The following is a 21,446-nucleotide window of genomic DNA, read 5'->3' as shown; positions in this document are numbered from 1 at the left end:
TTCTCGAACAGCCTATCTTTGATGGAAAAAACTCCCCGAGATAGAGTGCGAAGTCAAATGGGTTGACGATGAACAGGGATAATTCCTAAAACTTCACTTTCGGCAGGTTCTTGACGTTTTTCGCGGTATTGAGGCAAAAGGGTTAGTTCTTTTCGATGGTTTCGATTTCGGCGGGGGTTAGGTTGTAGAGTTTGTAGACGAGTTGGTCGATTTGCTTTTCCAGGTCGGTGGTGTCGGCTTGCGGGTTCGCCTTCTTTGCGGCAAGGATTTTATCAACAATGTCAATGATGGGTTGCTGCTGATTTGTAGATGGAATCGGGAAAATTGCCAATTCATTGATTTTAAATTGAGGAAACAACCCGCGTTGCAATTTACCAAACTTATGAGCAAACCAAAAGGATTCCACTTTTGAATTTAGAACACCCAGAATATATTTGGGATTCTCTTTTATATAAATGACATTCATTGAATTTCTGTCATTCAGAATAGTCTCTTCAGTATAACATGCATTTATACAATACGGAGGCTTCGATGGAATTTGACGAACCAAAATTCGTGGTGTAGAATATAAATCAAAATTATTCCTTGGAGCAGCAAGATTCTTTCCATATTTCAAATATTCTTTGCGTTCCCAGGTTATCAAATACCTTTTTACATCATTTCCATCTAAATACTTATAATAATCTCGTGATTCCTTTTTATTAGAATGATAGATACGATTATCCTTCATTTCTTTTGTTTGCGCAGGAATTCCCGCTCCAACTTCATACGCACACAAACCAGCTTTTACATCCGCAACATCTCTTAGTTCTCTTGAATTATTTTCAATCTTATTCAAAATCAATGCAAAAGAATTATTCTTGAACAATTCCATATTTATGATAAAATCTTTTTGCTTTAAGAAATATAGACAATCCGTTTCTTTTATCAATTCAATTTTGTCTTTTTCAATTGCCTCAAAAAGTTTAATCTTTCCATTTTTATTGTTTTCGTTTCTCAACAAGAGTATACTTGAATCAACATCCGCATTATCAAAAACTTTTTTATAAAAATTGACAATTTGAACGTATGATTTTTCAAGCACAAATTTGCGTAATTCTTTATTTGTGTTAATAGTAAGCCAATTGTTGGGAATGATATACGAAAAGATTCCTTTGGAAGCAAGTAAATTTACGCCCTGTTCAACGAATAAATGATACAAGTTGACTTGGTATTTCGCCAAATTAAAGGAGTTATAGAATATTTTTTTCATTTCGGGTGTAATACCCTTTTCGCTACTATCACGGGCAAAGACATACGGCGGATTTCCTATCACGATATCAAAGCCACCTTGTTCGAAGACTTCGCTGAACCATGTATGCCATAGAAAAAATCGATCCGTTGCGGTTACATCCTTGATAGCATCCAGTTTTACTCCAAAACCTTTTTCGCGAAGCAAATCTTGTATTCTTGACTTAAGGGCTTCGCGAATTTGACGTTTCATTTCATGGTCTTCGCAATTAAAGAATTCATCTTTCAAAAGAGAAATGACTTTTTTATTGGCGACTTCTCCTGTATCAAACAAGTCTAAAATTTTCCCAGTAACCTTTTCTTTCTTCGTTGCATTGTAGGTGATATCGCTTAAATCTACGCCTTCGTATTGCTCCAGAAGGCTATTCCCTTGCATAATCTTGAAATCCAGGTTCGGCAATGCATGCGGAGTTTCTTCATCAACGATCAAACTAAGCCAAAAACGCAGTCTTGCAATATCTACGGCACCCTTTTCAATATCGACACCATAAATATTTTGTTGGATAATGTGCTTCTTGATTTCAGCAGCCTTCGCATGATCAAAGCCCTCAATCGCAGAACGGCAGAAATAGAGTTCACGCATCAAGCCCATGGGAAAAGCGCCAGAACCAATGGCAGGGTCGCAAATCTTGACATTTTTCAGTTTTTCGTCAACTTGTTCTGAAATATTTTCATCACCATTCAATACATCTACTTTATGTGTCAGTACGAAATCACGAATCCGTTCCTTCGTTTCGTTTTTCTTCACGCCGTTACACAAGTGCGCAATCAGGCTTTCGCGACACATGTATTGCACAATTTCTTTCGGCGTGTAGAACGCTCCCTTTTCCTTGTTGTCTTCAAGCAGGTTTTCAAAGATGCAGCTCAGCATTTCCGGGTCAACACCCACTTCAGCGTCGTCCGGGTCATTCTCGTCTATGGTGAAGTTATACTGCGTAAAGAATTCTAGCAGTTCTTCCATGTATTTTTTGGGGAGCGGGAATTCTGTATTATCCTGAGCATCCTTCTCGAAAAGTCCGCCATTCAAATACGGAACCTTAATTCCCTTACCCACCATTTCTGAGGACACAAGGTCATTTTCACGTTTGGTATTCAGGTCATCAAACAACGGTTCCAGAACATCGTCAATAAATGAATCCTTATTCTTTGTATTCTTGAACAGATTCTGCACAAAATCCTTGTCGCCATTTTTCCACGCAGCATCGCTTGCCGGGACGCCCATCCAGCCCTTCTTTTGCAAGAACTGGATAAACACAAGGCGGCCCATCAATTTTTTCACGTAATCACGAACGGCCTTCTCGGGGTCAGCAAAAACAGAAAACGCTGTCATTATTTTTTTATTCGAGACGCCGGTTGTTTTCGTTTCCCATTTGCCACCCGATTTAACAACACGCTTTCCCGTCACGTATTCAACGATATCTTCATATTTTTCCTTATACTCGTTGAAGAACCGTTTACTGAGAGCCTCTACAGAGAAAGCTTTTGTCACATCTTTAAGAGTCAAGCCACTATTCGCCAGTTCCATAAACTGCCGCACGGCAGTTCTAGAACGATGACCTTCGCCTAGCAAATAAGTAAAACGGAGAGCATCTGTCGATTCTTTCTTGTAGGCACCTTCTTCGTTAAACGCCCATGATTCGCTCACATACGAAAAACGGAGCACGGATTCAGAATTGCGGTAACAGAGCATAAATGCACCGGCAAAGCCAGCACCCCGCCACTGAGAACAGAGCAAGTTCCTAATTCCGGCCCTATTCCGTTCAATGTTCACATGTTCCGAGAGATGAACTTCATACACGGCAATCTTATGGTCGTCCTGTAACGTGACGTCACCCAAATAAACCGCCTCGCTGGCGATTGCCTTTTCGACAGTCAATGTCGTAGGTGCCGCAAAAAACTTGACCTTTGCACCGAAAACACCATGGAGCAATTTCAGCCAACTGGCCCTGTTGTATCTTGCTTCGACTATGTTCTGAATTTCTTGGGCATTCATGGTCATCTCCCTTAACTAAACGATTCCGAAAGAACGATTTCGGGGTCTGATTCGCTTTCTCGTTTAAGACTTTCGTTTGCGATGAAATAGGCGTCATATTTTTTCGCCATTTCAAAAATTTCATTCTGCGCTTGTTCCTGTGACAACTTACCCCGGCCAAGATCCTTATGCATGCGTTCTAGCCTACGCGCCACAAAGGCGATTACGCCGTTTTCAACATTCGCAATCAAATGATGTATACGAACTTTTTCGTCATCATCCCGCGCCTTGGGCAAGAACGTTTTCAGGAGATTCACGGCTGTCGTGACTTGCGCACCGGCATTCATCTGCTGGGCGTTCAAAACGGCAGTGGAAACTTCTTCGCATTTTACCGCCGTAAACTTTTCAATGGCCTTCTGCACATGCTCATGGTGGTTTTCGATACGAGCCTTCGACGGTTCCTCTTTTGCCGCCTTGAAATAGTTCATTGCGTCAATAGGAGAAAGCTGCTCTGAAGATGAATCGCTGACCCTATAGAAAATTTTGCGATGGTTCGTCTTCAAGAAAACGAGCGTGTCGTTATTGAGCGTCACCCCCTGCACGGTCAAGACATTTCTGCCTGTACGGCTACGCATAGACATCTTGGAGATACGGTTGTATTCCTTTCGGTTTTCTTGATAAAGCGTGCGCAGTTCCTCGTAGAACGGCAATTCAAGATTTACTTCTTCCTTCGGCTTAATTGCTGCATCAAACAGTTTGTCCAAATCACGGTCAAGGATTTCTTCGGTAGAATAAATCTGATTGTCTTCACCAAAGGTCGTATGGAAGGTCTGTATCTTTGAAAGGGCAATCTTATTCAAATTGATTTCTTTATTGCCTTGCCTAGACGGGTAGAATACGTAGTTGTAGATATTCTTTGACTTGGAGCCAACACGGTTTACACGCCCTATTCGTTGCATCAACTTGGTCGAATTCCATGGCGTATCGTAATTCACAATGATGTTTGAACGGTGCAGGTTTACACCTTCGGCCAACACATCCGTCGTAATGATGATGTTAAAGTCGTTCTTTTGCGCCTTGATATAGTTCGCGTCAAAGTTATCACGAATGGTCGTAAATAGCCTTTTTCTGTTGTCGCTGGAGATAACTAGAACATCATCACGACCAATACGGTTTTTCAAGTACTCCACTGTATCAAGGGATTCCGAGAAAACCACCAATTTCTGCTCCGGATTTTTAGAAGCCTTAAAGAGTTCGTGGTCCAGCAAATCCTTGAACTTGGCAAACTTGGAATCATCGGCATCCGTTACGCTATCCCATTTTTTGCAGAGATCGTCCAAGACAATCTGGTCGGCTTCAAGCATTTCCTTGAAACCGGGCTTGAAATCAGCAACGCAGAATTTCGCATTCTTCGGATTGTTTTCTGCTTTTTGGTTTATCTTTTCTTCGATTTCGTCGTTACATAACCCTTGATCATACATCTTGTTGATATCCAAATCGGGAGCGATAAACACACGATCATTATTGAACATGTCTATCATGTTCTGGTTTGCCTGCCTAAAGTTGGCAACAGAAATCTTGAAAGCATGGAAGCTGCTTTCTAGGCGTTTCACGAGACCGTTTTTACGGATGCCAGCCAAACTGCGGGAAATTACCTCCGCATTGTCATACAGACCATTGGATTTTTCCTCCTTCAAGAAGGCAATTGCCTGATAGCGGGCGTATGTCAACTTGTCCACCAGAATATCCATTGTCTCTTCGAACAAATCAGCCACGCGGTCATTCAGTTCGTATGTATTCTTGACAGGCGGTGCCACCTTCGGGAATCCATTGACATCCTTGCTGTAACGAGGAATCGCTTCAATATCGCTACGAGTTCTGCGAACCGTAATGGGCTTGATAACCCTGTCACGAACTTTTTCCGCCAACCTCTTGAATGCTGGCAGGTCGTAATCCTTTTGCGCTCTAAGTTTTTTGAACTGTACGATGAGTGGAGAGAAAAAGTTTGTCAAGTTGGTGACACCATCGATGGTACAACGTCTGGGATCCTGGAACAAAAGGATTTGGTTGTAAATATCCAAGGGTGAGTTGTTCATCGGGGTCGCCGAGATGAGCATCACCTTTTTACGGTAGCCCGGAATGCCGCCTTGATTAATTCGGGGCATCTTGCAAATCTCTTGCAAGAAATTGAACTGGGAAGTTGTGTGAGAGCGGAACTTATGCGCTTCATCAACTATAACCAAGTCATAATCGCCCGCATTCGAATAGTTCACATTGTCTTCATCAAGAATATGGTCAAGGCTTCCGTTATGGACGAATTCGGTCCTTTCAAACAGCCCAAAATCCCTGAATGTCGATTTCCAGTTCTCTTCAACTGCAGGAGGGAAAACGAGAAGAATTTTCGTATTTCCGTAACCATTGTCAATACAGAACTGCTTTGCAATCATTGCCGCAACGACAGTCTTTCCAAAACCGACAACATCTGCCAAGAAGAATCCATCATACTTGATGAGTTTCTGATACCCTTCTACAACAGCGTCAGTCTGATATTCAAGTTTCATGTACCCAGCGGGAACATCGAACGCGTCTTCCTGATTGACTTCAAGTTTGCGGTCGGAGAAATACTCCATAAGCATCTTTATGTAGATTTCATACGGAGTAGCATCGCCTTTAAGGTAGGTGCTCTTGATGGTCGCATCTACATCATCAAATTCTATGGGACACCCCTCGGCTTCTGCCCAAAGGATTTCAAATTCGTCCTTTGCCCCCTGAACATCTTCAAAATCAGTCAACTTGACATTGAATTCATATTGTTTTTCATCAGAAATTCCGAGACCATTCCCGCTCAGGTTACTGGAGCCGGTAATGGCGGCTCCAAGCGTGTATTCATTAAAGTTTTCTGGATACAGCAAATAGATTTTCGCATGGATTTTCTTGCTCGGGTGTGCGCGGAGTTCCAGTTTTCCACTTGCGATATCTTCTGCCATCTGGCGAATGCCCGCTTCGACTTCCTTTGTATATCGAGCGTGTTCAATATCCTTGCGGAGTTGTTCAAGATAATCTTCCCTGACTTCTTTCTCGGCACCAAAGAAAAGTGTCCCCGCATTGTGCGCTTGAACAATGTACTTGTCAACATCTATACCGATAAGGATGCGAGCCTTGTTGATGGAGTCCAAAAAAGGGCGAAGAGAGAAGTAGCCGCTTGCCCGCAAGAAACCCACAACGGAGTCTAGGTTCTTGATAGCGGGATTGTTTGTGAGAACGCCCTCGAATTCCTTCATCAGGGTGTTGCCGTCGCGGTTGGTAAAGAACCTTTTTGCCATTTAGACTCCATGCGAATGTTCGCTCTCATTCGCACGGAGACGTTGGCCCAAGATGTCGGGAAAACAAAAAAGGCGTGGAGTCGCTTAGCGTGCCTATCTGTCCTAAGGACTACCACATCCTGTCACTAAATAAGCACAAAACGACCCACGCCCCAGATGGGACGTGAGCGTTCGTCTTATCCTTTAGTGACTTAAAAGTGGTAGTTTTAGGACAAAGAATAAGAGACGAATCTCAAAATTTCCGGTCGCCCAATGCCATGCGGCAAAGGGCTATGTCAGTGGGAAATATATATAAATATGCGAGAGATGGATTGCCACGGGTTCTACGAACCCTCGCAATGACGTGTATCAAGCCCGGAATGACGTGCGAGGCAAGAGCAGCAGAACCGCTTGCGAGTTCTACTGCCGAGCCGAAGCGGTCATGCGCTTGCGCAATGACGAAAAAAAAACGGTGACCCCGGCACAGTGGCCGGGGTGACAAATGGAGCGGGAATGACAAAAGCCCAGGGGTTTTAGGGGGCGGAGCCCCTTAGGCGAGGGGGTGGAGAGCAACGAAGTGCGAACCAGGGGGACTCCTCCCCCATCAAATCAATCAGTTATTCCTTTCGGGCATTATTTTTACAATTTCATACCTGCGGAGCTTGAATTTTATTAGTTTTCGGGTATGGAACTTCGAGTTTTGCGGTATTTTCTGGAGGCGGCGCGGTTGGGGAATGTCTCGCGCGCGGCGGATAATCTTTGCGTGACGCAGCCGACGGTGAGTCGCCAGCTCAAGGAGTTGGAGGAGGAACTGGGCGAAAAGCTTTTCGAGCGCACGAATTACGCGATTCGGCTGACGCCTGCGGGGGAACTCTTGCGGGAGCGTGCGGAGGATATCCTTTCGATGGCGGACAGGACGGTGCAGGATTTCAAGTCGCTGAAGGAAGACGAGGTGGTGGGTGAAATCGCCATTGCCTGCGCGGAATCGCGGAACGTGAGCTTTCTTTCGAAGTGCATCGGGATTCTCCGAGACGACTATCCGAAGATTAAGTACAACTTATATTCGGGCGACAGCGAGCGCGCCCTGGAAAAGCTGGACAAGGGCATTTTCGATTTTGCGGTGGTTGTAGACAACGTTGATTTGGAAAAGTACAACTGCCTTGCAGTGCGTTCGGTGGACCGCTGGGGCGTGGTGATGCGTCGCGACGACCCTTTGGCCAAGCGGGATTTCATCGAGCCGAGGGACTTGCTCGACAAGCCGCTGTTGGCGTCGCGCCAGGCGATGGTGGCGGATTTGCCTAAATGGTTCGGCGACGATATTTCGAGGCTGAACGTGATTGTGGGGCTGGATCTTTCGTACAACGGTTCGGTGCTTGCCAAAGAGGGCACGGGCTACCTGCTCACTTTCGACGGCCTGGTGGATACGAGCCGCACTTCGCGCCTGTGCTTCAGGCCGCTCATGCCCGAGCTCACCACCAACATGTACATCATTTGGCGGCGGGGCCAGCAGTTCACGCGGGCGGGCGAACTTTTCCTCGACACGCTCCGGCACGTGCTGGGGGAATAAAAAGAAATTAGAGGATTATTCTCATGATTAAAATTGAAGGATACAGTACAAAGTATATCAACGACGCGATTGAAATCTGGAACGATATTGTCGAAGACGGTGTCGCGTTTCCGCAAATGGAATTGTTGACCCCGCAGACGGGCGACGCATTTTTCAAGTCTCAGTCATTCACGGGAATCGCTGTTGATACGGACTCCGGCGAGGTTGTGGGGCTGTACATTCTCCACCCGAACAATGTCGGGCGCTGCGGGCATATTTCGAATGCGAGCTATGCGGTCAAGAAAAACAAGCGCGGTCAGCATATCGGCGAATTTCTCGTGAAGGATTGCCTCGCGAAGGCCAAGGAAATCGGTTTCAGGATTTTGCAGTTCAACGCGGTCGTCGCGACAAATACGTCGGCACTCAAGCTCTACAAGAAGCTCGGATTTACGCAGCTAGGCGTAATCCCCAAGGGATTCCTGCTCAAGGACGGAAACTACGAAGACATCATTCCGCATTATATCGAACTTTAAAACGATTATTTTCGGGAACCGTTATGGACATTTCATCGATAAGTTCATGAAATGCGGCAATACCCTACAAGAAAGTCTTACCAATATCATGGTAAATCTTGCATGTCCGGAAAGTGTTGAAACCATCAAGAATTTTACGATTCTTTCCACATTGCAGGAACGCCTGAAAGACACAAACGTTATTTCAGAAATTTTCCACGGAAAGATTCACGGTTGGAGCAAGGCGATTTTTGTCCGCATTGGCAACGAAAAGCCCCTACGTCGAGTCCTGTACCTTGTCGAAAACGTGAACGCGCAAATGACAAAGCTGGAACCAGTGCGGTGATGCAGCCCTTGCCGCCGTGGCATCGATACTGAGTACATCTGTTCGAAACTTGGACCGCGTGGTACGTTACGGTGGCGACGAATTCTTGATCACGTTCAAGGGAATCAGCCACGAAGTGCTGAGAACCAGACTTGAACAGATGCGTGCCAAGGCAGAAAAAATCAAACTGCAAGATTACATTTTCTGACACCCTTTCCAAATTTGTAAAATCAAAATTTGTAATCGCAGCTTAGCAGGCTGCGATTTTTTCGTTATTATAACATTTTTTGGTTTAAAAACATCATTTTTAAGCCATTTTCGCGATTTTGATTATTTTGGCACGCCTTTTGCAATGGGTTGGGCAAAACAAGAAACAACCTCAACAAAGGATAGGAACATGAAGCTAGTTACAGCTTATATCCAACCCGAACGATTAAACATCGTAAAGCAAGAACTTTACGAAAACAAGATCTACAAGATGTCTGTCACTAATGTCCTTGGCTGTGGTCAGCAGCGCGGTTACAACCAACGTTTCCGTGGCGTGGTGACAGAGGTTAATTTGCTCAAAAAGATCTGCTTGAAGATTGCGGTAAATGACGAATTCGTGCAGCCCTGTATCGACGCTATCATCAAGGGCGCACGCACGGGAGCCATTGGCGACGGCAAGATTTTCGTCACTGAACTCGAGCAGTGCATCCGTATCCGCACCGGCGAAACTGGCCCGGAGGCGATTGGATAAGTATTAGTAGGAAGTAGACAGTAGACGGTAGGCAGTAGAATCACACAATTGATTTTCTACTTCCAACTTCCGACTTCCTACTGCCTACTTGTTTAGTTAGCAAACTATCAACTAAAAAAGGATTTAAACCAATGAACGCAGCAACTGTCGTACCTGTCAGCGACGCCATCTTTATGACAGAAAATATTTGGATCATGATTAGCGCCATGTTGGTGTTTATCATGGGCCTGGGCTTTGCCTGTGTCGAAGCGGGTCTTGTTCGCGCGAAGTGCGCGGCCAACGTCGCTTTCAAAAACATCGCGGTTCCCGCCATAGGAATTACGATGTATGCCGCCATCGGCTTTGCCCTCATGTACCCCGGAACGTTCAACGCGATCTCCGGTGTACTTGGATTTGCCGGATTCGGTATCGGTGACTGGGCAGACCCCTCCAAGTTCACCGCCGCCTACAACGGCCACTTCACCCTCTTTACCGACTGGTTGTTCCAGGCGATGTTCGCAGCAACCGCGGCCACCATCGTTTCTGGCGCCGTCGCCGAACGTGTGAAGCTGAACTCCTTCCTCGTATTCACCATCATCTACGTGGCTCTCGTCTACCCCATCGTGGGTAGCTGGACATGGGGCGGCGGCTGGCTTTCTACCATCGGCAAGGCCGGTTTCCATGACCTCGCAGGCTCTACGCTCGTCCACTCCGTGGGCGGCTGGGCAGCTCTCGCCGGAGTCATGATCCTTGGACCGCGTATCGGTAAGTATGTCGGCGGCAAGGTGCACGCTATTCCGGCCCACAACATTCCGCTCGCAACTATCGGTGTGTTCATGCTGTGGTTCGGTTGGTGGGGATTCAACGCCGGTTCTGCTCTCTCCGGCGATGCAAAGGCTACTAGCTGGATTTTGGTGACCACGAACCTTGCCGCCGTTGCCGGTATCATCACCGCAACGCTCACGAGCTGGATTGTATCGAAGAAGCCGGACGCCACCATGGCCCTCAACGGCTGCCTTGCTGGCCTCGTCGCCATCACCGCCGGTGCAGACGTGGTTACCCCGCTTTCTTCCTGGATTATCGGTGCCATCGCTGGTGTGCTCGTTGTCGGCGCAGTCTTCATGTTCGACCGCCTGCACTTGGATGACCCGGTCGGCGCACTCTCGGTTCACCTGGTGAACGGTGTGTGGGGTACGCTCGCTGTCGGCATCTTCGATATCACTGGCGACTACACCCTCGGCACTCAGGCCATCGGCGTGATCGCTTACGCGGTTCCCTGCTTCGGTGCTGCTAGCCTCATCTTCTTCGCAATCAAGAAGACCATGGGACTGCGCGTTACCGAACGTCAAGAACTCCGCGGCCTAGACCAAAGCGAACACGGACAAGAATCCTACAGCGGCTTCCAAATCTTCAGCAACATGTAATCCATACACTCTAGCAAAACGGATACATCAAACGACCCTGGCGTTTGCCAGGGCCGTTTTTCATATACAACAGAGTCGAGCGATCTCCGTGAGCGAAAAACGACCGGTATTAACCGGGCGTGTTCGCGAGAGCGAGCGGTCCTTGTCGTCTTGTTATCTTAAAGCTTTGCGAGCAGAACGCATCAGGTTCTTCAGCTGCTTCTTGTCGAGCTGCGGCACTTCGGCATCCTTCTGGGCGCGGGACTTGGGAGCGCAATCTTCGCAGAGGTGCTTGGTCACGGTACCAAAGCTAGCCGCTCCGTTACTTACGCTCGTTTCCTTAAAGCGGTACGGGCGAAGCAAAGCTTCTTTCTTGCACTTGTCGCAAATACCCATCTTGGGTTCTGCGGGTTCACGCTTGCGTTCCTTCTTGGGAGCGTCACTGGTATCTTCCCAGGCCTTGCTCTGGGCTGCAATCTTGCGTGCGAAATGATCGTCTGTCAAGCTCATGTTTACCTTCCTTTATTTTAATTCTCTTTTTATAAAGTCGTACAGGAACAACGCCATAAACGTATTGCATATAGAAGTCGGGTTGCCTTCTTCGGTATAAAGGCTACGACCGAACTTGCCGCGTTCCAGCTGTTTTTCCTTGAAATCCGCCACATAGGCGGCAAAATCCAAAATTTTCACCCGTTTTTCATCTTTCTGCTGCAGTCCGCGAATGCAGTCGTTCAACGCCGCCAGCTGGGAGGGCGCCGCCGGGAACATGTCTTCGGGAATGGTCAAAAAATGAATGGGCACAAGCGTCTTGCTCAAGATTTCGTTCGCAAGCGTTTCGTAGGCGGTAAAGACGCCCATGTAGTCCTTGCCACCGCGCTTGAGCTCCTTGAGTCCAAGGCCAACTATAATCCGCCCCGCCTTTTTGCCGATAATGTCGGCCGAGGCTCGGTCATAAAGTTGTTGCAATGTCTGGGGGGCAGGCGCGTTTATAGAAAACTGGACAGGTCTGTTGGCTTCGCGACAGAGAAGTATTTCGGCAAAGCGGTTGGCAGCCTCGCCTTGTTCTCCCAAAAGTTCATCGCCTATAATCAGTATCCTGTTTTCCATTATATATATAATCTACACTCTTCCAGGCCGTTTGACCACAGAAATCGACCAAAAGCCCTCTTTTTTTTGCCTTTTTTTGACAACATGACCGTCGGCAACTAGGGCTCCAGGCACATTCTCGATAGGCGCCCCTTCGTCCAGGTAGATTTCCAGTTCCGCCCCATCAGGGAGCCCGGACATCACCAGACGACTACGCATGGCATTGTTCGGACAAACGACCCCGCGCAGGTCCAACAGCGTCGGTACCCCACCTTTCAGGGTTTCCGGCAGGGGTTCCACCTTGGTCTTCTCACAAAAATCGGCAATTTCGGGGGCAAACCTCGCAGGCGAGTCCAACCACATTCCCAGGGGGTAGTCGGACAGATTCGCCGCTAGCACCCGGGCAAGAGCTTCTTCGGGGGCTATCGTAACTAAATTTTCACGTCTGTACCACTCCGAACAGGCGAACGAAATTAGCTTTCTGAGCGCAATTTCGAAGCCTGGATTCCCTTTTTGGGCATCCATCCATTTTTCAAGTGCATGTTTTTCGTTTTTTACAGACATTTGGCACTTATATTTGATAAATTTTTCAATAAAATCTCTGCCACAATGTAGCAAACTTCCGTGCAGGTTTCTATATTTGGCCGCAAGTTCCGAATGGAGCAAAAGGTTTTACATATAGGTTATACGGTTTTATGGCAATCAGTACAATCCTACTCGACATCATGTTCGTTGTCTACGTTATCGCGGGCATCGGGCTTGTCATCTACGGTTTTAGCTGTTACTATAGCATCTACCTGTTCTTGAAGAACAGCCGCACCACACGTCTTTCCGACCGCAAAAAGATTCTGCAGTTCTATCGCGAACATTCTATGGACGAACTGCCGCAGGTGACCACCCAGCTCCCTGTCTTTAACGAAGCTAACTGTGTCGAACGTCTGCTCGAAGCCGTCTGCGCTATCGACTACCCCAAGAACAAGCACGAAATTCAGGTTCTCGACGACTCTACCGACGAATGCTACGAAGTTGCCAAGAAAAAAGTTGCAGAACTCGCCGCCAAGGGTTACGACATCAAGCTGATTCACCGCACGAACCGCTCCGAATTCAAGGCCGGCGCCCTTAAAGAAGCCATGGAAGTGGCCAAGGGCGAATTCCTCGCCATTTTCGACGCTGACTTCGTGCCCGAGAAGGACTTCCTACTCAAGACGATCCCCTACCTGGTGATGGACGATCAGATTGGTCTGGTCCAGGGTCGCTGGGGCCACTTGAACCGCACCGAATCCGGTCTTACGCTCGCTCAGTCTATCGGTATCGACGGCCACTTCGTGGTGGAACAATCGGCACGCAGCTGGGGCAAGCTCTTCATGAACTTCAACGGTACCGCCGGCGTGTGGCGCAAGCAGGCCATCTACGGCGGTGGCGGCTGGGAAGGCGACACCCTGACCGAAGACATGGACCTTTCTTACCGTTCTCAGCTCGCTGGTTGGAAGATGAAGTTCGTGTTCGACGTGATCGTTCCGGCCGAACTCCCCAACGACATCAACGCCTTCAAGGCACAGCAGTTCCGCTGGGCAAAGGGTTCTATCCAGACCGCTATCAAGATTTTGCCGCGCGTGCTCAAAGCCAAGGTTCCTCTCCGCGTAAAGATTGGCGCTATCCTCCACACGACGCACTACTCCATTCACCCTTGCATGTTGTTTACCGCCCTCTGTGCTTGGCCGTTGCTCGCCTTCTTTGAACCGGTCGCGCACCTGCCGACCTGGGCCTACACCGTCGGTTTCAGCTTTATCTTCCTCGCAGCAATCGCACCTTCTGTTCTTTACTTTGTGGCACAGCGCTGCTCCGGCTACACCGGTTGGAAGATCCGCCTGCTCAGCCTCCCGATCCTCATGGCTCTCGGTGTCGGCATTGCAGTGAGCAACTCCCGCGCCGTGTTCTCTGCCATAATCGGTGCCAAGGGCAGCTTTGTCCGCACCCCGAAGAGCGGCGGCTCCAAGAAGAAAGCCAAGAGCCACTACGCCCAGAAGTTCCCGTGGCAGGCAGTTGTTGAACTCGGCGTCGGCATCTACTGCATCTTCGGTCTTTTGGAATACATCGGTGCGCAGAAGTTCATTATCGGACCGTTCCTCGCCCTCTATTCCGTCGGTTTCCTCTCGGTGAGCGTGCTATCCTTCATGCACTACATCGGAAACCTCATCGAAATGCACAAGGCCCGCGCCGCTGAAAAGGCCGCAGCCAAGGCAGAAAAGGCTACCGCTTAATTCTAGCGCCAAAGCAATAAGGATTTATCCGCCGCAGTTCCTCAAGGATTGCGGCGGTTTCTTTTTGATAGTCGCCATAAAGGTGCAAGTAAAGATTGTGGTAGGCCCCGTAGACCTGGAGTGCCACAAGCGACAAAGTCGAAGCGGCCACGACTGCAACCAGGAGTTCTATCAGGGTAAAGCCTCTCACCGCACGCATCGCACAAGCCTCCGAAAAACAGGTGCTTTAGGGTCGGTCCGCACACGAGGCGTGACAACGGATGCATTCAGCCAGACGATTTGTCTCAGGCCCGGGATTGTTTCGAGGGAAACCTGGATTGTGAAGGCAAGCGCCTCGCTGAACGCAAACGAAGTATCGCGACAATCCGGCGGATTTTGAACGAAATATTCTACCGCATTGGCGGCTTCAAGCACCGCGCGGGCCTGCGCGCGTTCTAGAGTCCGGATGCGGTTAAAGCCGTCCAAGTACCGCCCGAACACAAAAACACCCGCAGAAAGCACCGCCAGCGCCACGCAAACCTCCATCAAGGTGAATCCAGGTTTTCTTTTCATCATACACATGCATTTTCCCTTGTCTTCCCGGCCTTGAGCCGGGATCTCCTTTGATGTTTGCAAAAAAAAAGAATGTAGACGTAATAGTTATAATTCATTTTCATTTCCTAAAATGCGTTGTTCTCGGTTTGAAGAGGAGATCCCGTCCCCGTTCCGAGGATCATATCCACTAAGCAGCAAAGCTGCAAGTGGCTATTGTCATCTACGTGCGGGAAGACAAGCCTACCGCAAGCTCCATTGGAAGGGTTTCAAGTCACCGTCAATAAAGTCGGGAATTAAGACGGAATCCAGTTTTAAGTCTAGCGGCAGGTTCGCCGATTCAACCGCCATCACAAAAGAAGGATACCGCATTCGGACTTCGCCCGCCCCATTCGGGAAGGCAACCTCGTGCCGGGCGATGGCGACGCCCGAAAACTCCACGCCTCGAGAAATCTCGATTCGGTCCTCGCTAAAAGCCTCCAGCCACTTGATTTTGACAGCCCCCCGCAGGAGCGATTCGCGCAAGTAAACAGGCCCTCGGGCATATACGCGCAAAGTATCGAAGTCTGCACTTCCGCGAATCTCGATTGAACCGTCGGCGACGAATCGGCCTGATGAAATTTCGCCCTCCAAATCAAGCGTTAAATCGCCATCGAGAACTTGTAAAGCCTTCGAGGGAATGCGCCCGGCATCTCGACCGAAAACGCGGCGGTTGCCCGACTTGATTTCGAGCTGGAGAGGGGGCTTGACCAGCATGATTTCACGATTCAGTTGTTGCTTGAAACCCTCATAAATTTCATGCCGAAGCTTGGGCGACTTGAGCATGTTGCAGGCGCTGTCGCAAGCGATTCCTGCGAGCACATGAAGGCGCGACTCGCCCATCGGTACAGCTAAATTTGCCGATAAATCCGCCCAAGGGCCAAGCCGCGAGCGTTCGACTTTCGGGAGCGCAAAATAGCCCTCGGGAAAGCCTTCCAAGTGCGCAATCAGCGCCGATTCCGCATCATAAATCTGCTGTTGCATTTGGGCACGCCGCAACGCCACACGCTGCAGGCCTCCCGGCATTTGCAAAAGCGACGTCAGCAAGAGCGTCACCGCCAAAATAATTCCTAGAACAAGCTGCAGGACTGCACCTCGCTTACCCATGCCATAATCAAGGTCCATGCGCACCCACCTTCTTTACGACAGTAGAATCGCCGCAGGCCAAAGCAACCTGGTCGCGACCAATTGCCAAGACTTCAAACGAGCCTAGAGAATCTCCGGCCGTAATTTCTTTAGGCTTCCCCGCCATCGCGACGACCGCAATCTCTTCGCCCACGACACCTTTCAAAAAGACCTCTGGCAGCAGGCAAATCGGCTTACGCACCCGCGGAGCACTCGATTCCGGCAGTTCTACGACAGCATTCCAATCCGGCGAAACCTCCAGCATCGAGATTTCCGGCACCGATAATTCCGGTGGCACAACATCTGCCACATTCGACAGCAAATCGCTTTTCAATTTCGCGCCAAGTTCCCCAAATTTACCAAGCAACATGGCGAGCGCAAGAATCAAGAGCCAACAAGTCTTGCGTCCAAGTATTGCACCCACAAGTTCCGCAAAGCCCGTCGCTTTCACTTCGGGCTTGCGCAGATCGTGCCAGCGCCAAAAAGAATCTCGCGAAGCGCGCTTGAACAACGCCTGCGAAGAAAAATCTTGCAAAATAATTCCTTGCGTAAAGTCGCCTTGCAGAGCGATTTCTTGAAAATGCTCCGCCCGCGAAAACAGCGCATCGCTTTCCAAAAAACGCCGGAACCGAGACAAGGCCAATTCCAATTTTGCATGACCCCCTACAAAATCTTCGGACCAGTGGCAAAGGCGGCCTTCAAAGAATACAAGCACGAACAGTCGACCTTCGGCATGAGCGTAGCACAAGTAATTGCCGGCGTTATCGCTTTCGTGCAACTTGCGAATCGCCTGGTCTGCCGCCGCCGAAAGCCAAATCTGTTCGGGCAACACTCGCCGGCTGATTTTTTCAAACGTTATTTTTTCAAATGTTCTTTTTTCAACGGGCTTTTCGACAAGCGCCACCAGGAATCGGGATCGCCTTCCCTCCGACGAATTGAAGGAGACCAAATGCCAAATCCGGTAAAAGCCACCACATTCCTGCAGGCGGCGGCTCGTGCGCGGAAATTCCATTTCAAACATGCGTTCCAGTTCCGCCTGCGCCGGGATTTCATCAAATGTCGTCATGCATTCCCAAGTCAAGAGTTTCGCCTCCACCGGAATTGTCCCCGTGTACCGCAAACGCAATAACAAACCAGCCATATTCAAAATCATAGTCCCGCCTTTTCTACGTGCGGCGTGATGAATATGGCAAGTTCATTTTCTTCTTCCTCTTCGGAGGTGTAGCTGAACAAACGCCCAAGCAAAGGAATACTCCCGAGAAACGGCACCGCTGAGCGAACCTCTGATTTACTCTTGCGAATCAGGCCGCCCAGGCACAGCGTTTCGCCATCGGCAAGCACCACCATCGTCTTCAAGTTTCGGGTACTAATGTCGCGCGGGCCATCGCCGGAGCTGCGCCCGGCTGACTTGATTTCGGGAGAAACCTCTAAGGTGATTCTCCCCTCTTGCGTCACCGAGGGCGTGAGTTCCAACGAAATGCCATCGTTGAACGAGCGGTAATCTGTAATCGGGTAACCATCGGCAGACACTTGGCTCACCAAGTAGTAGACGGTATTTGTTACATTGAGTTCGGCCTTATTGCCGTTGAGCGTGGTCAAGCGCGGGCGCGCGAGGACCTCGGCCTGGTTGTTTTCTTCGAGCGAGGCGAGCTCCAGTTCAAAGCGGTCGGGCAAGAGCCCGATTTTACCGAAAGCGCCCGCCGCCGAAAAATCCTTGCCCATAAAATCGAAGTAGCCTCGCGCGCCAAGATCGCGTTCCGCGGTCTTACGCGTGGCACCGCTATGCAGCCCGATTTCGAAGCCACGCCCGCGCTTGAATTCCACCACGATGCAAGAGAGCGTCACCTGCAGCGCCGGAATATCAATCTGCTTGAGCAAATCCACCGCCATCTGGATTTCAAAATGCGAACCGCCCAGCAAGAGCGCATTCTGTTCCTTGATTTCGGTCGCCACGAAGTTCGGGCTGGGCGCAAACTTGCCCAAGTACGCAAGCGCACGTTCGCTATGGACATGCCGCAGCGGGTAGAGCTTACTCGCCGAAAGCGCCTTGTGCGTGCCACCCTCGCTCACGTACAAAGTCTTGCCCTCAAGCGCAAAGCTGTAACGACGCCCCTTGAACAGCGACTCAATCAAGCATTCAAGCGTCACCGCATGCAATTTAAGCCGCATGCTTTCGCGGATGTCGCCGTACAGCGCCAAGTTCAATTCCGCAACTTCCGCAAGTACATTCAGCGCCTGCGCCAAATCGCCATCGTTCACCTCGGCGCTGTACAAGTCGCCGTCCTTGTAAATCCGGATTTTATCGCTCGCTTCGCTTGATGCCTTACCCGCAGAACTCAACCGCGGGCTTTCCACCCGCAAGATTGCGCCTTCACGCCAAACCCGAAAACCATGTACAGACATTATAGAGCGAAATGCCGCCTCGGCCGGCATGGAGCGAAGCTCGCCCGTAATACGGCCTTCAAGCCCGGGTGATGCCAGAATGTTCAGGCCGGAATTCAGGGCAAACTCACGCACGAATTCGCCCACTTCCTTGTCCTTGACCGACAGCGTTACAAGCGTGTCGCGCAGGGAAAACTCATGCTCGCCGCGCTCCCTCGCGCGCCGCACATGGAACACGGATTCCTGCTGCACCAGTTCAAGCCCGTGGGCGGAACACAGCGCGGTCAAGGCATCCAGTACGCCCACGCCGTCCAAGTGAAACGTCACCTTCAAATCGAGGGCGTCATCCACCAACACGGGGGTTTTGTACGCAAGCGAAATCAGGCGCACCACCTCGGCGATAGGCGTATCCACGAAATCCAGTGTCACCGGTTTTTCGGCGCGCTCGACGGCATGCGTTTTAGCGCGCTCGACAGCCTGCACGGGCGCGAAACAGAATAAAGCCCACAGCAAAACAGGGGCAAATAGCAATTTATGGGGCAAAAATCCCTCGGGAACGGCAATAACCCTGCCCGGGATATAAAAAAGATTCCCAATTCGGCGAATCGGACTCAATTTACAAAAATAGACGACCAAAGCCCAATTCGGTCCAAAAATTCCGTTTTGGAGTTGTCAGTCTTTATGCGCTTTTGTAGATTTATGCATAGAAAAACCTAAACCCGTTTTTTCAGCGCTTGGGAATGCTCAAAAATGCGACATTCTTTTTGGTGCTGGAAACATCAAGGAGCCTACATGGCACATTATCTCTTTACTTCTGAATCCGTGTCCAAGGGACACCCGGACAAAGTCTGCGACCAGATTTCGGACGCTATCCTCGACGCATGCCTCGCGCAGGACCCGAACAGCCGCGTCGCCTGCGAAACGCTCGTGAACACGGGCCTCGTCGTGATTTCCGGCGAAATCACCACCAAGGCCGTCATCGACTATCAGCAGATCGCCCGCAAGACTATCAAGGGCATCGGTTACGTGAATCCGGAACTCGCCTTCGACTACAAGGGCTGCTCCGTGCTCGTCGCTATGGACAAGCAGTCCCCCGACATCGCCCAGGGCGTGGACGCCAAGGCTGCCGACGGTAAGGAAGATGACAAGCAGGGTGCCGGTGACCAGGGCATGATGTTCGGTTACGCCGTTAAAGAAACCAAGGAACTGATGCCGCTCCCGATCAGCCTCGCCCACAAGCTCATGGAAGAAATCCAGAACCTTCGCGAAAAAGGTAAGATCAAGTGGCTGCGCCCGGATGCCAAGTCCCAGGTGACGGTGGAATATGACGAAAACGACAAGCCCGTACGCGTGGACACCGTCGTGATTTCTACCCAGCACGACGAATTCGTGAACGGCAAGGAACTCAAGCATTCTACCATAGAAAAGGAAATCATCGAAAAGCTCATCAAGAAGGTGATTCCGGCCAAGTTGCTCGACAAGAAGACCCGTTACCTCGTGAACCCGACCGGCAAGTTCGTGGTCGGCGGTCCGCACGGTGACTGCGGCCTCACCGGTCGTAAGATTATCGTCGACACCTACGGCGGCATGGGCCGCCACGGTGGTGGCGCCTTCAGCGGCAAGGACCCGAGCAAGGTGGACCGCAGCGCAGCCTACGCCGCTCGCTACGTGGCAAAGAACATTGTCGCCGCAGACCTCGCCTACCGTTGCGAAGTGCAGCTCGCCTACGCCATCGGCTACAGTAAGCCGGTGTCTGTGTTGGTGAACACCTTCGGCACGGGCAAAATCAGCGACCGCGAAATCGAAGCTCTCGTCGCGAAGACCTTCGACCTTTCTCCGGCAGGCATCGTGAAGATGCTCGACCTGAAGAAGCCGGGCTACCAGGCTACCGCCGCTCTCGGTCACTTCGGCCGCACGGGCGCACGCTTCACCTGGGAAAAGACCGACAAGGCTGCAACTTTGAAGAAACTCGCAAAAATCTAAGCGACTTTCTCAAGATTGTCTTCCCGGGCTTGACCCGGGATCTCCTTTTACAAAAAATCCTCGACATAAAGTCGAGGATTTTTTTCTGCATTCAAAAGCGAATTACTTCTTCTTTTTAGCTGGAGCCTTTTTCTTCTTGTCCTTCATTTCGACGCGGCGGCTTCCGGAACGCAGGCGTTCCCACGGGCCAAAGGAGGAAATCGAGAAGAAAAATACGAAGAACCACACGAGGACCGCCACAAACTGGAGCGCTGCATAGACCCAGTTGCGTTCACCCATGTCAAAAGTCATGGCTGCAACCAAGAGCAAGGAACCAATCACTACCGGCGCAAGTAACTGCTTTGCCGATTTCACAAGCGCACCCGCCTGCGGAGCGCCTTCGCTCAAGTGCTTGCCCGCAACCACCGCAAAAGCCATCGCACAAGCAAAAGCGAATGCGGAATGCGCACCCCACATGAGGCTTGCCGCGGCATCAAATTTCGAAGAAATAATTTCAAGAATCCCGCTCAAGAACAGCCAAGAAAGCACAAACGGGAACAGCGCGCAAGCGACCGAAAGTTTCACGAAAATGAACATGACAACCGCCACCAGCGCAAGGATTCCAAACATCGGGAGCGGCATGCTTTCGGCGCCACCAAGTACATACAGCGCCGCAAAAGAAAGCATCGCCGACACCACCGAGGCAATGCCCGCGCGGACTCCGCCAAATACGACAAACATGACCACGCAGGCAATCGTCGCCACGCCAATATAGCGGGCAGATTCCCACAAGCCCTTCGCCGTATCTGTTTCGGCAAGCCACATTCCAAGCGCTTCAGAAGAGCCCAGCGGCAAAGAAACTATTTCTTGCCAGCCGGTCGCCACAAATGAAACCGTCGCAATGACCATGACCACCAAGGCGATCAAACGAAAACGCAACATCAATTCCAAAAAAGTCTGAACTTTACCAGGCTTTTCACGCAAATCCATAA

General features: G+C 50.0%; 19 protein-coding genes and 1 pseudogene. 9 read left to right on the top strand and 11 right to left on the bottom strand.

Annotated features, from left to right (window positions below; all coding sequences use genetic code 11):
• Positions 1 to 142: 142 nt before the first annotated feature.
• Both B7988_RS07575 and B7988_RS07570 read right to left on the bottom strand, forming a co-directional pair.
• Positions 143 to 3,283, bottom strand: coding sequence for a TaqI-like C-terminal specificity domain-containing protein (locus B7988_RS07575; RefSeq protein ID WP_170930579.1), 3,141 nt, complete (start codon positions 3,281 to 3,283; stop codon positions 143 to 145).
• Positions 3,284 to 3,294: 11 nt separating this feature from the next.
• Positions 3,295 to 6,585, bottom strand: coding sequence for a helicase-related protein (locus tag B7988_RS07570; protein WP_212668300.1), 3,291 nt, complete (start codon positions 6,583 to 6,585; stop codon positions 3,295 to 3,297).
• Positions 6,586 to 7,249: 664 nt separating this feature from the next.
• Between B7988_RS07570 and B7988_RS15300 the strand changes: the two are divergent.
• From B7988_RS15300 to B7988_RS07545, 7 genes and pseudogenes are all read left to right on the top strand, one after another.
• Positions 7,250 to 7,423, top strand: a pseudogene (locus B7988_RS15300) (LysR family transcriptional regulator); the annotation flags it as partial.
• 15 nt (positions 7,424 to 7,438) lie between these two features.
• Positions 7,439 to 8,131, top strand: a complete 693-nt coding sequence (locus B7988_RS07565) for a LysR family transcriptional regulator substrate-binding protein (RefSeq protein WP_249268903.1) — start codon at positions 7,439 to 7,441, stop codon at positions 8,129 to 8,131.
• 23 nt (positions 8,132 to 8,154) lie between these two features.
• Positions 8,155 to 8,643: a GNAT family N-acetyltransferase gene (locus B7988_RS07560; protein WP_088657432.1), complete on the top strand. Its 489-nt coding sequence runs from the start codon at positions 8,155 to 8,157 to the stop codon at positions 8,641 to 8,643.
• Between the two features lie 88 nt (positions 8,644 to 8,731).
• Positions 8,732 to 8,968, top strand: a complete 237-nt coding sequence (locus tag B7988_RS15295) for a hypothetical protein (protein ID WP_249268901.1) — start codon at positions 8,732 to 8,734, stop codon at positions 8,966 to 8,968.
• A gap of 16 nt (positions 8,969 to 8,984) precedes the next feature.
• Entirely contained in the window at positions 8,985 to 9,155 is a 171-nt protein-coding gene (locus B7988_RS15290; protein ID WP_249268900.1) for a diguanylate cyclase, read from the top strand.
• A gap of 189 nt (positions 9,156 to 9,344) precedes the next feature.
• A complete protein-coding gene (locus tag B7988_RS07550) occupies positions 9,345 to 9,686 on the top strand; it encodes a P-II family nitrogen regulator (protein ID WP_088657431.1) in 342 nt (113 codons plus the stop codon).
• 131 nt (positions 9,687 to 9,817) lie between these two features.
• Positions 9,818 to 11,089 (top strand): ammonium transporter, encoded by a 1,272-nt coding sequence (locus B7988_RS07545; protein ID WP_088657430.1) that lies wholly within the window; start codon positions 9,818 to 9,820, stop codon positions 11,087 to 11,089.
• A 153-nt stretch (positions 11,090 to 11,242) separates the two neighbouring features.
• Here the strand turns inward: B7988_RS07545 and B7988_RS07540 are convergent, their stop codons facing one another.
• Genes B7988_RS07540 through B7988_RS07530 form a run of 3 tightly spaced genes read right to left on the bottom strand, consistent with a single transcriptional unit; the run spans position 11,243 to position 12,718 of the window.
• The gene (locus B7988_RS07540) at positions 11,243 to 11,578 is read right to left on the bottom strand and encodes a hypothetical protein (RefSeq protein ID WP_073055596.1); all 336 of its coding nucleotides are present in this window, start codon (positions 11,576 to 11,578) and stop codon (positions 11,243 to 11,245) included.
• A gap of 12 nt (positions 11,579 to 11,590) precedes the next feature.
• Complete coding sequence (locus B7988_RS07535; protein WP_088657429.1) at positions 11,591 to 12,175, bottom strand: hypothetical protein; 585 nt, start codon at positions 12,173 to 12,175, stop codon at positions 11,591 to 11,593.
• Between the two features lie 12 nt (positions 12,176 to 12,187).
• A complete protein-coding gene (locus tag B7988_RS07530; protein ID WP_088657453.1) occupies positions 12,188 to 12,718 on the bottom strand; it encodes a sulfurtransferase TusA family protein in 531 nt (176 codons plus the stop codon).
• Positions 12,719 to 12,849: 131 nt separating this feature from the next.
• On the opposite strand from B7988_RS07530, the gene B7988_RS07525 reads away from it, so the two are divergent.
• Positions 12,850 to 14,415 (top strand): glycosyltransferase, encoded by a 1,566-nt coding sequence (locus B7988_RS07525; RefSeq protein ID WP_249268899.1) that lies wholly within the window; start codon positions 12,850 to 12,852, stop codon positions 14,413 to 14,415.
• Here the strand turns inward: B7988_RS07525 and B7988_RS07520 are convergent.
• The 5 genes from B7988_RS07520 to B7988_RS07500 all read right to left on the bottom strand — a co-directional run bounded on the left by B7988_RS07520 (position 14,405) and on the right by B7988_RS07500 (position 19,035).
• Positions 14,405 to 14,614, bottom strand: a complete 210-nt coding sequence (locus B7988_RS07520) for a prepilin-type N-terminal cleavage/methylation domain-containing protein (protein WP_073055610.1) — start codon at positions 14,612 to 14,614, stop codon at positions 14,405 to 14,407. The two genes, B7988_RS07525 and B7988_RS07520, sit on opposite strands and share 11 nt — an antisense overlap.
• Complete coding sequence (locus tag B7988_RS07515; protein WP_170930577.1) at positions 14,602 to 14,970, bottom strand: type II secretion system protein; 369 nt, start codon at positions 14,968 to 14,970, stop codon at positions 14,602 to 14,604. The genes B7988_RS07520 and B7988_RS07515 overlap by 13 nt, the downstream gene beginning before the upstream one ends.
• Before the next feature lie 219 nt (positions 14,971 to 15,189).
• A complete protein-coding gene (locus tag B7988_RS07510; protein ID WP_088657427.1) occupies positions 15,190 to 16,110 on the bottom strand; it encodes a hypothetical protein in 921 nt (306 codons plus the stop codon).
• The gene (locus tag B7988_RS07505; RefSeq protein ID WP_088657426.1) at positions 16,100 to 17,263 is read right to left on the bottom strand and encodes a hypothetical protein; all 1,164 of its coding nucleotides are present in this window, start codon (positions 17,261 to 17,263) and stop codon (positions 16,100 to 16,102) included. Before B7988_RS07505 ends, B7988_RS07510 begins: the two co-directional genes overlap by 11 nt.
• The gene (locus B7988_RS07500; protein ID WP_170930576.1) at positions 17,260 to 19,035 is read right to left on the bottom strand and encodes a type II and III secretion system protein; all 1,776 of its coding nucleotides are present in this window, start codon (positions 19,033 to 19,035) and stop codon (positions 17,260 to 17,262) included. The genes B7988_RS07505 and B7988_RS07500 overlap by 4 nt, the downstream gene beginning before the upstream one ends.
• 249 nt (positions 19,036 to 19,284) lie before the next feature.
• Here B7988_RS07500 and metK point away from each other — a divergent pair, with 249 nt between their 5' ends.
• Entirely contained in the window at positions 19,285 to 20,475 is a 1,191-nt protein-coding gene (metK, locus tag B7988_RS07495) for a methionine adenosyltransferase (protein ID WP_088657424.1), read from the top strand.
• 102 nt (positions 20,476 to 20,577) lie between these two features.
• Here metK and B7988_RS07490 read toward each other — a convergent pair whose 3' ends face one another.
• A complete protein-coding gene (locus B7988_RS07490; protein ID WP_088657423.1) occupies positions 20,578 to 21,444 on the bottom strand; it encodes a hypothetical protein in 867 nt (288 codons plus the stop codon).
• Positions 21,445 to 21,446 lie beyond the last annotated feature (2 nt).

It is taken from the genome of Fibrobacter sp. UWB1 (assembly GCF_002210325.1).
Lineage (GTDB): Bacteria > Fibrobacterota > Fibrobacteria > Fibrobacterales > Fibrobacteraceae > Fibrobacter.
Note: the sequence above shows the minus strand (reverse complement) of the source record. Positions and strands in the feature narration are given on the sequence as shown.